Below are 13718 nucleotides of genomic sequence, written 5' to 3' on the forward strand. Positions count from 1 at the left end.
CAATGAGCGGGCGGGCGGCGCGTTGTGACGCGTCGTCCGCCCGCTCGCCGTGAGTCGCCCACCATTTTCGTGAGCCTTGTCTCTCTTGGTGCAAATGGCCGCATTAGCATATGAACCGGATACCCGTCACGTCGGTGTCGCCCAGTTGGCGTGTATGTTCCGGGGCCGAGAGCCATGGAAGGGACCAATCCGGTGAACAAGAAGCTCGCGGTCGCACTGTCCGGCGGTGCGGTACTGGTACTGGCGCTGTCGGGATGCAGCGGCGACGACGGCAACGAGAAGCTGGATGCCTGGGCCAAGCAGGTGTGCGACGCGGTGAAACCGCAGGCGAAGAAGATCGAGGCCGCCAACGCCGCGATCCAGAAGGAGACCTCCGACAACAGCACCCCGGCGGACGTCCAGAAGACCGACGCGCAGGCCTTCCAGGACATGGCCGACGCCTACAAGGCGATCGGCGCGGCCGTGAACACCGCAGGCGCGCCGAACGTCGACGACGGCGAGACGAAGAAGACCAACGCCGTCAAGGAACTCAACGACATCGCGGCCTCCTACGCCAGCCTGAAGAACCAGGTGGACGGCCTCGACACCAAGAACCAGGCGAAGTTCGCCGACGGCCTCAAGGGCGTCGCCACCCAGCTGGACAAGCTCAGCCAGAGCGGCAACGACGCCCTGAAGGCCCTTGAGGAGGGAGACGTCGGCAAGGCGATGGCCAAGCAGGAGAGCTGCAAGTCGACACCCGCCTCCCCCTCGGCCTCCTCGACGGCCAGCTGACCTCCGGCCGGACACCCCGCCGCCTCGACGAAGGTTTTCCACAGGCCTACGGGATGTCCGCGCCCGTCTGTCCACAGGCGGGCGCGGCGAAGCGGCGGGGCGGACACAATGGGGGCGTGAGTAACGCCAGCCAGCACACCCTGCCCTCCGCCGACCGCCCCGACGTCGCCGCGCGCCTCCGGGACGCCCTTCTGGCCGCCGACTTCACCGCCGACGGGCTGCTCGACCTGCTCGGCGCGCCCGCGTACGCCGCGCTGGCGCGCAGCGAGACCGTGCCCGCGCTCCGGGCGACCCGTGGCGACACACCGCTCGAACTGCTCGTACGACTGTTCCTCCTGCAGCAGCCCGTGCCCCACGCGCGCGTGGCGGGCGTCCTGCCCGTCGACGACTGCGTGGCGAGCGGCTGGCTGGTGTCCGGGGACGGGGGCGAGATGTCCGCCACCGTCGACGTACGGCCCTACGGCGGTCCTGACGGCGAGGACTGGTTCATCGTGTCCGACCTCGGGTGCGCCGTCGGCGGGGCCGGTGGCATCGGCAGCCACGACGAGGGCGTCGTCCTCGGGGTGGGCGGTGCCTCCACGACCCTCGCCGGCATCACCGTCCGTACGCCGGTCGCCTCCGCGCTCGACCTCGGCACCGGCTCCGGGATCCAGGCGCTGCACGCCGCCCAGCACGCCACGCGCGTGACGGCGACCGACCTCAACCCCCGCGCCCTGCACATCGCCGCGCTGACACTCGCCCTGTCCGGCGTCCCCGCGGCCGACCTGCGCGAGGGTTCCCTGTTCGAGCCGGTCCGGGCGGACGAGACGTACGACCTGATCGTCTCCAACCCGCCGTTCGTGATCTCGCCGGGTGCGCGCCTCACGTACCGGGACGGCGGGATGGGCGGGGACGATCTGTGCCGCACGCTCGTTCAGGAGGCGGGGGAGCGGCTGCGCGAGGGCGGGTTCGCACAGTTCCTCGCCAACTGGCAGCACGTGGAGGGGGAGGACTGGCAGGACAGACTGAGGTCGTGGGTGCCGCGCGGGTGCGATGCCTGGATCGTGCAGCGCGAGGTGCAGGACGTCACGCAGTACGCCGAACTGTGGCTGCGCGACGCCGGTGACCACCGCTCGGACCCGGCGGAGTACCGGGCGCGCTACGACGCGTGGCTGGACGAGTTCGAGGCGCGCAAGGTGAAGTCCGTCGGGTTCGGCTGGATCACCCTGCGCAGGACCGGGGCGGCCGAACCGTCGATCACCGTGGAGGAATGGCAGCATCCCGTCGAACAGCCGCTCGGGGACACCATCCGGGCACACTTCGAACGCCTGGACTACCTGCGCACGCATGACGACGCCGCCCTGCTCGCCGGGCACTTCAGACTGGCGGACGAGGTCGTGCAGGAGCAGGTCGGGCTGCCCGGCGCCGAGGACCCGGAGCACGTGGTGCTGCGCCAGCACCGCGGGATGCGCCGGGCCACCAAGGTGGACACGGTCGGCGCGGGCTTCGCAGGCGTGTGCGACGGCACGCTGAGCGCGGGGCGGATTCTGGACGCCATCGCACAACTGGTCGGCGAGGACCCGGTGTCGCTGCGGGACCGGACGCCCGCGCAGATCCGGTTGCTGGTGGAGCAGGGGTTCCTGGAGCCGTCGGAAGCGTGAGCGCGCCCCGGGGCACGGAGTCGGGGCGCGGTGCCGTCGCGGTGCCGTGAGGCGCTGTACTGCCGGTTCGGCCTCCTTGCGGCTGTTCTCTACGCCGGGACGACCACTGCGGCAGGGGACTCCGCGGCCGGTGCTGGTACGGCAGGTCGCGTACCCCGCCGCCGTACGGCAGTGGGAGGCGTGCGGGCGGCGCGCGAGGCGTCGGGAAGCGTGCGGGTCGCGCGGCGGTGCGGGTCGGCCGCTCGCGGCGTCTGTTCCGGCGTACCGAGTGTGGGGGTGGCGAGGTTCGGGCGGCATATTCACGCCGAGTTGCGGCGGCCGGTTCGGGGCGGGGTGCGCGCCGCAGTTTGTGAGATCAGTGGGAGTCGTCCGCGACGGACCGTGGTCGGCCGGCCCCTTCGCGCGCGTCCTCCGGGGCTGCCCTGCGGGTGATCGAGGGGCGCCGTGGACGCCGTCCGCCCGCCGTTCACCTCGGGTTCGTGTGGACGCTTCCCGGGCGTGGGAGCCTCCCGGGTCCGGGGAGTCCCGGGCGGGACGAAAGGGCGTGCGGGGGCATGGAGAGCGGACCGGCGATCTTCGCGGGAGTGGTGTTCGCCCTGTTCGGAAGTGGGCTGCTGGCGTGGACCGTGACCCGGGTCCGGCACCGGGAGCCCGTCGCCCACGGTGTGAACCCCGTCGCATCGGCGGTCCTCGCGAGTGTCGCCGCGCTGCTCGCCCTCGGGGTCGGCGGATGGTGTCTCACCCGCGTGTGAGGTGCGCGAGAGACAGATGAACGGCGCGCACGGCGGGCCGCGCCGGTAACCGGTAGCTCACCCTCCGATCGGGTCCGGAGAGGCAGGTCGCTACTCCGGGCGGCAGGAATGGCGGTAGTCGGGTTACCGTTCGAGTGGCCGTTGCGGGCTTTTCCCGTTTGACACGGGGGCGGGATGTACCGTCACACTCCGCAGCGTCAGCATGACCCGACCCCGGGAGCAAGGCCGGGGGAGACCCCGAGTGTCGACCGGAGAGAAGAGCGAAGTTGTCCCCGACCAGCGAGACCGCACAGGGCGGCCGCCGACTCGTCATCGTCGAGTCGCCTGCCAAGGCGAAGACGATCAAGGGCTATCTCGGCCCCGGATACGTCGTCGAGGCGAGCGTCGGGCACATCCGCGACCTCCCCAACGGCGCCGCCGAGGTCCCCGAGCAGTACACCGGCGAGGTGCGCCGCCTCGGGGTGGACGTCGAACACGACTTCCAGCCGATCTATGTGGTCAACGCGGACAAGAAAGCCCAGGTCAAGAAGCTCAAGGACCTGCTGAAGGACTCCGACGAACTCTTCCTCGCCACCGATGAGGACCGCGAGGGCGAGGCCATCGCGTGGCACCTGCAGGAGGTCCTGAAGCCCAAGGTCCCGGTCAAGCGGATGGTCTTCCACGAGATCACCAAGGCCGCGATCCAGGCCGCCGTCGCCAACCCGCGCGAGCTGAACCAGAAGCTGGTCGACGCCCAGGAGACCCGCCGCATCCTCGACCGCCTCTACGGCTACGAGGTCTCGCCGGTCCTGTGGAAGAAGGTCATGCCGCGCCTGTCGGCCGGCCGTGTCCAGTCGGTCGCGACCCGACTTGTGGTCGAGCGGGAACGCGAGCGCATCGCTTTCCGTTCTGCTGAGTACTGGGACCTGACGGGAACCTTCTCCCCCACTCTCGGCTTCGCTCGAGCGGGGGGACCCCCATCCGGCCGCGCGGGTGACCCGTCGGACCCGTCGTCGCTGGTCGCCCGTCTCACGGCCGTCGACGGCAGGCGAGTCGCGCAGGGCCGTGACTTCGACTCCCTGGGACAACTGAAGAGCGCGAACACCCTCCACCTGGACGAGGCGAACGCCCGCGCCCTGGCCGCCGCCCTGGCGGACACCCGCTTCGCCGTCCGCTCGGTCGAGTCGAAGCCGTACCGCCGCTCGCCGTACGCCCCGTTCCGTACGACGACGCTCCAGCAGGAGGCCAGCCGCAAGCTCGGCTTCGGCGCGAAGGCGACCATGCAGGTGGCGCAGAAGCTGTACGAGAACGGCTTCATCACCTATATGCGTACGGACTCCACGACCCTGTCGGACACGGCGATCACCGCCGCCCGTGCCCAGGTCACCCAGCTGTACGGCGCCGACTACCTGCCCTCGTCCCCGCGCACGTACGCCGGGAAGGTCAAGAACGCGCAGGAGGCGCACGAGGCGATCCGCCCGTCGGGTGATCGTTTCCGCACCCCGGCGGAGACGGGCCTGACCGGCGACCAGTTCAGGCTCTACGAGCTGATCTGGAAGCGCACGGTGGCCTCCCAGATGAAGGACGCGGTCGGCAACTCGGTCACCGTGAAGATCGCGGGCGCGTCCGCCGACGGCCGGGACGCCGAGTTCAGCGCCTCCGGCAAGACGATCACCTTCCACGGCTTCCTGAAGGCGTACGTCGAGGGCGCTGACGACCCGAACGCCGAGCTGGACGACCGCGAGAAGCGCCTGCCCCAGGTGAACGAGGGCGACGCCCTGTCCGCCGAGGAGATCACGGTCGACGGGCACGCCACCAAGCCCCCGGCCCGCTACACCGAGGCGTCTCTGGTCAAGGAGCTCGAGGAGCGCGAGATCGGCCGCCCGTCGACGTACGCGTCGATCATCGGGACCATTCTCGACCGCGGCTATGTCTTCAAGAAGGGCACGGCCCTCGTGCCGTCCTTCCTGTCCTTCGCCGTCGTCAACCTCCTGGAGAAGCACTTCGGGCGGCTCGTCGACTACGACTTCACCGCCCGCATGGAGGACGACCTCGACCGCATCGCCCGCGGCGAGGCCCAGTCCGTGCCGTGGCTGAAGCGCTTCTACTTCGGCGAGGGCGAGGGCGGCGCTCCCGCCATCGGCGGCGCGGCCGACGCGGGCAACGGGGACGGGGACCACCTCGGCGGTCTCAAGGAACTGGTGACCGACCTGGGCGCGATCGACGCGCGCGAGGTGTCGTCGTTCCCGGTGGGCAACGGCATCGTGCTGCGCGTGGGGCGCTACGGCCCGTACATCGAGCGCGGCGAGAAGGACTCCGAGAACCACCAGCGCGCGGACGTGCAGGAGGACCTCGCTCCCGACGAGCTGTCCGTCGAGCTGGCAGAGGAACTGCTCGCCAAGCCGAGCGGCGACTTCGAGCTGGGTGCCGACCCCGAGTCCGGCCATCAGATCATCGCCAGGGACGGCCGCTACGGCCCGTACGTCACCGAGGTGCTCCCCGAGGGCACCCCGAAGACCGGCAAGAACGCCGTCAAGCCGCGTACGGCCTCCCTGTTCAAGTCGATGTCCCTGGACACGGTGACCCTGGCGGACGCGCTCCAGCTGATGTCCCTGCCCAGGGTCGTCGGCAAGGACGCGGAGGGCGTGGAGATCACCGCGCAGAACGGGCGCTACGGCCCGTATCTGAAGAAGGGCACGGACTCGCGGTCCCTGCAGACCGAGGACCAACTCTTCACGATCACCCTCGAAGAGGCGCTGGAGATCTACTCCCAGCCCAAGCAGCGCGGCCGGGCCGCCGCCAAGCCGCCGCTGAAGGAGCTGGGCACCGACCCGGTCAGCGGAAAGCCGGTGGTCGTCAAGGACGGCCGCTTCGGGCCGTACGTCACCGACGGCGAGAGCAACGCGACCCTGCGCTCCGGCGACAGCGTCGAGGAGATCACCCCGGAGCGCGGCTACGAGCTGCTCGCCGAGAAGCGCGCCAAGGCGCCGGCCAAGAAGACCGCGAAGAAGGCGCCGGCGAAGAAGGCCCCCGCCAAGAAGGCCGCCACGACGAAGACCGCCGCTGCCAAGAAGACGACGGCAGCCAAGACGACAGCCGCGAAGACGACCACGGCCAAGAAGACGGCCGCGAAGAAGGCTCCGGCCAAGAAGGCGACCGCCGCGAGGGCCACGGCCGAGGACTGAGCCGGCAAGTGCGTGGGGGCAAGTGATCTTCACTTCGCCTTCGCGTGAGCTTCGCGAAACGGCCGCCCCGCACCCATCAGGTGTCGGGGCGGTCTCACGTCCGGACGGCCACTTCGGGCTGTCGGTGGCTGCCGATAGGCTGAAAGCATGACGCCAGCCGAGCTGCCAACGGCCACCCACCAGGCCCCCGACGACGCCTTGGTCGCGGACTCCCGCGAACGCGCCGTCCGTGCCCTGCTGCGCCAGCCCCAGCTGAAGAGGCTGTGGAGCGCGCAGTTGGTGGGCGGTGTCGGTGACGCGCTCGCGCTGCTGGTCGTGGTGGTGCTGGTCCTTCAGGCGGCCATCGCCGAGGGCTCGTTCGGCGGCGGCTACCGGGGCGCGGCGCTCGCCGTGACCGCCGTGTTCGGGGCGCGCGTGCTGGCCACGCTGCTCTTCGGCGCCGTACTGCTCGGTCCGCTCACGTCGCTCACCGCGCAGGAGGGCCCGCTCGACCGCCGCTGGACCATGGTCGGCGCCGACGGACTGCGCGCCGTACTCATGATCATCGCGCCCCTGTGGATCGACTGGACGCCGGACAACGCCCTCGCCATCCTCCTGGTCACCGCCTTCGTGGCGGGCGTCGCCGAGCGTTTCTGGACGGTGTGCCGGGAGAGTGCGGCGCCCGCGCTGCTGCCCACGCCTCCCCCGGAGGGGGCGACGGTCCGCCCGCTGCCGGACCACATGGACGCCCTGCGGCGCCTGTCCCTGCGTACGACCTTCGTCGCGCTGCCGCTCGCCGGCGCCGCGCTCCTCGTCGCCAGCCTGGTCAACAACCTGCTGGGCACCGGGATCGACTGGTTCGCCCGGCACCAGGCGGCCTTCGGGTCGTACGTCGCGGCCGGACTCTTCGCCGCCTCGCTCTCCGTGCTCACCGCCCTGGAACTGCCCGACGCACGCACCCCCCGCGCGCGGTCACCGCTCGAAGGCCTGCGCCGCCCCAAGTACGGCACGGCCACCGACAAGGGCCGCACGGGCGCGATCCCGCTGCTCGTGCTGGTCTGCGCGGCTATCTCCGGCGCGGTCGCGGCGGCCTGCTCCGTGGCCGTACGGCACGCCCAGGATCTCGGCGGCGGCCCGGTGCTGTTCGCCCTGCTGTTCCTCGCCCTGACCGGCGGCACGGTCGTCGGCATCCGTACGGCACCGAAGGTGCTGGTGCCGCTGTCGCGGCGCCGACTGCTCGCGCTGGCCGTCGCCTTCACCGGCATCGCACTGCTCGCCGCCGGGCTGGTCCCGGACGTGACGACGGTGCTGCTGGTCTTCGCCCTCGCGGGCATCGGCGCGGGCGTCGCCGCCAACACCGCGCACACGCTGCTCGACCAGGAGACCGAGGACCAGCGGCGGGCCCGGCTGACCGAACACCTGCACGCGGTCGTACGGGTGTCCGTGGCGCTGGCCGTGCTGATCGCGCCCCTGGTGGCGGGCCTCATCGGGCCGCGCAGCCTGGAGAACGGCAAGTTCGTGTTCGCGCACGGCGGCGCGGCGTTCACGCTGATGCTGGTGGGCGCGCTGCTGCTGCCGGTGGCCGCGCTGGTCCTCGCCAAGGCCGACGACCGGTCCGGCGTACCGCTGCGGCACGACCTGCGGGACGCGGTGCGCGGCGGCGACGACCCCGCGCAGGCACCCGCCGCGACCGGTTTCTTCATCGCCCTGGAGGGCGGCGACGGCGCCGGCAAGTCCACCCAGGCGGAGGCCCTGGCCGAGTGGATCAGGGCCAAGGGCCACGAGGTCGTGGTCACACGCGAGCCGGGGGCGACCCCGGTCGGCAAGCGGCTGCGCTCGATCCTGCTGGACGTCTCGAGCGCCGGACTCTCGCACCGCGCGGAGGCGCTGCTGTACGCGGCGGACCGCGCGGAGCACGTCGACACGGTCGTACGGCCAGCCCTGGAGCGGGGCGCGGTCGTCGTCTCCGACCGGTACATCGACTCGTCGGTGGCTTATCAGGGCGCGGGCCGGGACCTCTCCCCGACGGAGATCGCCCGTATCTCGCGCTGGGCGACCGACGGCCTTGTCCCGCATCTGACCGTCCTGCTCGACGTCTCTCCGGAGGCCGCCCGCGAGCGGTTCACCGAGGCGCCGGACCGGCTGGAGTCGGAGCCGGCCGAGTTCCACGAGCGCGTGCGGTCCGGTTTCCTGACCCTGGCCGCCTCCGACCCGGGCCGTTACCTGGTCGTGGACGCGGCCCAGGAGCCCGAGGCCGTCACGGCGGTCGTCCGCCACCGGCTCGACCTGATGCTGCCCCTGTCCGAGGCCGAGGTGAAGGCCCAGGAGGAGGCCCGCAAGGCGGCTGAGGAGGAGGCCAGGCGCAAGGCCGAGGAAGAGGCCGCGCGCAAGGCCGAGGAGGAGCGGATCGAGCGCGAGCGCCAGGAGACGCTGGCCCGGCTGCGCGCCGAGGAGGAGGAGCGCAAGCGCCGCGAGCTGGAGGAGGCGCAGCGCCGCGAGGCCGAACGCCAGGCGGAGGAGGCCCGGCAGCGGGCCGAGGACGCGCGTCGGCGTGCCGAGGAGGAGCGGGCACGCCTGCTCGCCGAGGAGAAGGCCCGCGCCGAGGCCGAGGCCCGCCGCAAGGCCGAGGAGGAACGACGGCGCAAGCAGGCCGAGGAGGAGGCGCGCCTCCACGCGGAGGCGGAGGAACGCCGCCTGGAGAAGCAGCGCAAGGCCGAGGAGGCACTGGTCCGGGCGGAGGCCGAGCGGCGCCGGGTCGCGGAGGCGGCGGCTGCGGCCGCCGCGAAGGCCTCGGCGGCAGCGGCGGAGGCTGCTGCGGCTACTGCCGCTACTGCGGCTGCTGCGGAGGGCGCGGCTTCGGGTAGTGACTCCGGTGCGGGCACGGGCACGCGTGCGGCTGGGGCCGCCGGTTCCGGTGCGGTGGCGGGTGGCGGTCGGTCCGGTGGATCCGACGCGGAGGTGACGACCAGGCTGCAGAAACCGCCGGTGCCTCCGGGGGCGGCCGATGAGACGGCTGTGCTTCCGCCGGTGCCGACGGCTCCTCCGGGTGCGGCGGACGATACTGCTGTGCTGCCGCCCGTCGTGTCGGGTGCGGCGGACGAGACCGCTGTGCTGCCCGCCGTGCCGCCGGGTGCCGCCGACGAGACGGCTGTGCTGCCGCCCGTGGTGCCGGGTGCGGCGGACGAGACCGCTGTGCTGCCACCCGTACGGGGGGACAGGGCGGGTCGGCAGGACCGCGCGTCGGCGGATCGCGTGCCGCCGGGGTTCTTCCGGGACGAACGGGCTGACGATCCGTCCGGGACCGGCGAGGACCGTACGCGAGAGCTGCCCCAGCTCGACGCCGACGGCACCCCGCGCCGGCGCCCGCGCTCCGACTGGGCGGAGGAGACTCCGCTGGACGACCTGCCGACGCTGGCCGACGAGCTGCTCGGGCCGCACGCGGACGACGACCGGGACGAGGGGCGCGGGCGGGGCGGGCGTCGCCGCTGAGAGCGGGGCTCATTGCCTGTGGGCTCATTGCCTGTGGGGCTCGTTGTCAGTGGGGGCCCGCACAATGGGCTCCGTGCGGCAAGCCGTGACGAAACGGCGTGCTGGGACGGTGTCGCGCGATGGCGTGACGGAAGGGTGGTGCTCCCATGCCGGTGTGGGACGACCTGGTGGGCCAGGAGAAGGTGAGCGCGCAGCTGGAGGCCGCCGCGCGGGACGCCGATGCCCTGGTCACCGCCGTCGCAGCGGACGAGCCCCTGCCCGACGCGTCGAAGATGACACACGCCTGGCTCTTCACCGGCCCGCCCGGCTCCGGCCGGTCAACGGCGGCCCGCGCCTTCGCCGCCGCGCTCCAGTGCGTGAGCCCCGACCGTGCTCTCGGCGGAATCCCCGGCTGTGGGTTCTGCGACGGCTGCCACACGAGCCTGGTGGGCACACACGCGGACGTGGAGATCGTCCGTACGGACCTGCTCTCCATCGGCGTCAAGGAGACCCGCTCACTGGTCCGGCGGGCCCAGCTGTCACCCGCCGTCGGACGCTGGCAGGTCATCGTCCTCGAGGACGCGGACCGGCTGACGGAGGGCGCCGGCAACGTGCTGCTCAAGGCCGTCGAGGAGCCCGCGCCGCGCACGGTGTGGATGCTGTGTGCCCCGTCCATCGAGGACGTGCTGCCCACGATCCGCTCCCGCTGCCGTCTCCTCACCCTGCGCACCCCGCCGGTGGAGGCGGTGGCCGACATCCTCATCCGCCGGGACGGTATCGAGCCGGACGTCGCGCACACCGCGGCCCGGGCGACCCAGGGCCACATCGGCCGCGCCCGTCGGCTGGCCACGGACGCGCGTGCCCGGGAGCGGCGGGCGGCCGTACTCAGACTGCCGCTCCGCGTCCAGGACGTCGGCGGCTGTCTGAAGGCGGCCCAGGAGCTGATCGACTCGGCGGCGGAGGACGCCAAGCAGCTCGCCGAGGAGGTCGACGTCAAGGAGACGGACGAGCTGAAGGCTGCGCTCGGAGCGGCCCAGGGTGGCCGGATGCCGCGCGGCACGGCTGGCGTGATGAAGGAGCTGGAGGACCGTCAGAAGCGCCGGAGAACGCGTACGCAGCGCGACACCCTCGACCTGGCCCTGATCGACCTCACTGGCTTCTACCGTGACGTTCTCGCCCTTCAGCTGGGTTCCCGCCTGGCGATCGCCAACACGGAGGCCGAGGACACCCTCGAGCGCCTGGCCCGCGCCGGCTCACCGGAGTCCACGCTCCGCCGCATCGACGCGATCGCCGCGTGCCGCGATGCGCTCGACCGCAATGTGGCGCCCCTGCTGGCGGTGGAGGCGATGACGCTGGCGCTGAGAGCGGGCTGACGCAGACCGCCGGCTCGGGGCTGGGGGTTGAGGGCTCGGGCCTGGGGGCTGCGGGCAGCGGCTGCGGCTGCGGGCTGGGGACTGGTAACTCGTATGAGTCATATCGTGGACGGAGGGTATCCGTGCGGCTTCCCAGGGTTACGCTCGGTGAATGCACATGAGGCGCATTCCCCGTCAGACCTGGACACTGCTCGCGGTCGCCTTGCTGCTCGTCTCCGCCTGTTCCACAGGGAGTTCGACAAGCGCAGCGGGTTCGTCGGCGGACACCGGGGCGGCCGGACTCGCGCCGTACTACGCGCAGAAGCTGAGCTGGCGGTCGTGCGGTGTCGCCGGTTTCCAGTGCGCCACGATGAAGGCACCCCTCGACTACGCGGCCCCCTCCAAGGGTGACGTCAGCCTCGCCGTCTCCCGCAAGAAGGCCACCGGTGGGGGCAGGGCGCTCGGCTCGCTCCTGGTCAACCCGGGAGGACCGGGCGGTTCGGCGGTCGGGTACGTGCAGGCGTACGCGGGCATCGGCTACCCGGCCAAGGTCCGCGCGCGCTACGACATGGTCGCGGTCGACCCGCGCGGGGTGGCACACAGCGAGCCGATCGAGTGCCTGAACGGCCGCGGGATGGACGCGTACACACAGACGGACACGACCCCCGACAACGCCCGAGAGACGGACGAACTGGTGGGCGAGTACAAGAAGTTCGCCGAGGGCTGCGGCAGCAACTCGCCCAAGCTGCTGCGGCACGTGTCCACGGTGGAGGCGGCCCGCGACATGGACATCCTGCGGGCGGCGCTGGGCGACCGGCGACTGACGTACGTCGGGGCGTCGTACGGAACGTTCCTTGGCGCGACGTACGCGGGTCTCTTCCCGGACCGCGTGGGCCGGCTGGTCCTGGACGGTGCGATGGACCCCTCCCTGTCCGCGAGCCGGTTGAGCCTCGACCAGACGGCGGGCTTCGAGACGGCGTTCGAGGCCTTCGCGAAGGACTGCGTACGGCAGCCGGACTGCCCGCTGGGTACGCGGGAGAGTGCGGTCGGCACCAACCTGAAGGCGTTCTTCCGCCACCTCGACACCTCGCCGATCCCGACCGGCGACGCGGACGGCCGCAAACTGGGCGAGGCCCTCGCCACGACCGGCGTGATCGCCGCGATGTACGACGAGAGCACGTGGCCGCAACTGCGCGAGTCGCTGGCCTCCGCGATGCGGGACAAGGACGGCGCGGGCCTGCTGCTCCTCGCCGACAGCTACTACGAGCGGGACGCCGACGGCCGCTACTCGAACCTGATGTTCGCCAACGCGGCCGTGAACTGCCTCGACCTCCCGGCGGCGTACACCACCCCCGAGCAGGTGCGCGAGGCGCTGCCGTCCTTCGAGAAGGCGTCCCCCGTCTTCGGCGAGGTCATGGCCTGGTCCTCCCTGAGCTGCGCGTACTGGCCGGTCCGGCCGACGGGCGAGCCTCACCGTATCGAGGCGAAAGGCGCCTCCCCGATCGTGGTCGTCGGCACGACCCGCGACCCGGCGACCCCGTACCGCTGGGCCCGTTCCCTCTCCGACCAGCTTTCCTCGGCCCGCCTCCTGACCTACGAGGGCGACGGCCACACCGCGTACGGGCGGGGCAGCGGGTGCATCGACGATGCGATCAACGCGTATCTGTTGCGGGGGGTGCCTCCGGTGGAGGGGAAACGGTGCGCGTAGGGGGCGTGTTCATGCGTGGCCGGGCACCGGCAGGGAGGCGGCTGAGGGGGCCTCGGGGTGGGCCGTCTGGAGCCCTCCGGGGGGTGTTCGGAGCACCCTCGGAAACTGTGTAGACTTACCGACGTTGCTGATCGCACCATAGTGCGGACGGCGCGCCGCCTTAGCTCAGATGGCCAGAGCAACGCACTCGTAATGCGTAGGTCTCGGGTTCGAATCCCGAAGGCGGCTCCATGGTGAACCCCAGGTCGGGCCTCTGACCTGGGGTTTCTTGTTTCGGTTGACCTTGGAATCCGGGCTAATCGGGTACGTGTGGTCTACGCATCGCAATGCGTAGGTCTGAGGTTGGCGGCCCGTGATTGGTTCGATTTGAACGGCCGTGAACTGGCCTTTTGTTCTTTTCGGCCCGTCCGCTCGCGCGACGCGGTGGCCAATTGGTGGCCAAGCGTGCAGCGACGGTGCAGATGGATCCCCAGCCCGCCTTGCAGTCGCAGGCGTGCATGCACCACATGGTTGTGCCATCCGTACAAATCCCACGATCAGTCTGTGGTCTCCCCTGGGGCCTGATGGGGCCGGGTCGCGGGGGACATGACCGTCCAGTAGCTATCGGAGGTGTCGCCGTGCTTTAACCGTGGTTCTGGATCACTTTCAGTGCCGGAGCCACGGAGGGTCACCACAACCGCGATCATGATCAGCAGCTCTCGCGCTGCGGGGGAACCTCACCCTGTCAATCTCCTCGAACTGTGGAGTCCTTCGTGCGCAGCCACTCCCATGGTGAGGCCGGGACAGTATCCGTTCTTGTAGTCGATCGGGCTCTTGAACACGCACACGCTATGAAATCGCCGGGTTGTAGGAGGGGAAGGTGCGGGGCCACCGACCAGTCGTCG

At 71.4% G+C, this 13718-nt stretch carries 7 protein-coding genes and 1 tRNA gene; all 8 read left to right on the top strand.

Annotated elements, in window-relative coordinates; translation table 11 throughout:
- Window positions 1-174 precede the first annotated feature (174 nt).
- The 8 genes from PV396_RS30270 to PV396_RS30305 all read left to right on the top strand — a co-directional run bounded on the left by PV396_RS30270 (window position 175) and on the right by PV396_RS30305 (window position 13065).
- Window positions 175-771, top strand: coding sequence for a small secreted protein (locus tag PV396_RS30270; protein ID WP_319210083.1), 597 nt, complete (start codon window positions 175-177; stop codon window positions 769-771).
- A gap of 53 nt (window positions 772-824) precedes the next feature.
- On the top strand, window positions 825-2411 hold the full coding sequence (locus PV396_RS30275; RefSeq protein WP_416071504.1) for a methyltransferase: 1587 nt from the start codon (window positions 825-827) through the stop codon (window positions 2409-2411).
- Between the two features lie 554 nt (window positions 2412-2965).
- Entirely contained in the window at window positions 2966-3163 is a 198-nt protein-coding gene (locus tag PV396_RS30280; protein ID WP_319210085.1) for a hypothetical protein, read from the top strand.
- A gap of 266 nt (window positions 3164-3429) precedes the next feature.
- Window positions 3430-6327, top strand: a complete 2898-nt coding sequence (topA, locus tag PV396_RS30285) for a type I DNA topoisomerase (protein WP_319210086.1) — start codon at window positions 3430-3432, stop codon at window positions 6325-6327.
- 147 nt (window positions 6328-6474) lie between these two features.
- Window positions 6475-9795: a dTMP kinase gene (tmk, locus tag PV396_RS30290; RefSeq protein WP_319210087.1), complete on the top strand. Its 3321-nt coding sequence runs from the start codon at window positions 6475-6477 to the stop codon at window positions 9793-9795.
- Window positions 9796-9941: 146 nt separating this feature from the next.
- Window positions 9942-11147, top strand: a complete 1206-nt coding sequence (locus tag PV396_RS30295) for a DNA polymerase III subunit delta' (protein WP_319210088.1) — start codon at window positions 9942-9944, stop codon at window positions 11145-11147.
- A 151-nt stretch (window positions 11148-11298) separates the two neighbouring features.
- Entirely contained in the window at window positions 11299-12834 is a 1536-nt protein-coding gene (locus PV396_RS30300; RefSeq protein WP_319210090.1) for an alpha/beta hydrolase, read from the top strand.
- Window positions 12835-12988: 154 nt separating this feature from the next.
- Window positions 12989-13065: transfer RNA gene (locus PV396_RS30305), tRNA-Thr, on the top strand.
- The last annotated feature ends 653 nt before the right edge of the window (window positions 13066-13718 follow it).

Origin of the sequence: Streptomyces sp. ME02-8801-2C, from assembly GCF_033793965.1 — a bacterium.
Classification (GTDB): Bacteria; Actinomycetota; Actinomycetes; order Streptomycetales; family Streptomycetaceae; genus Streptomyces.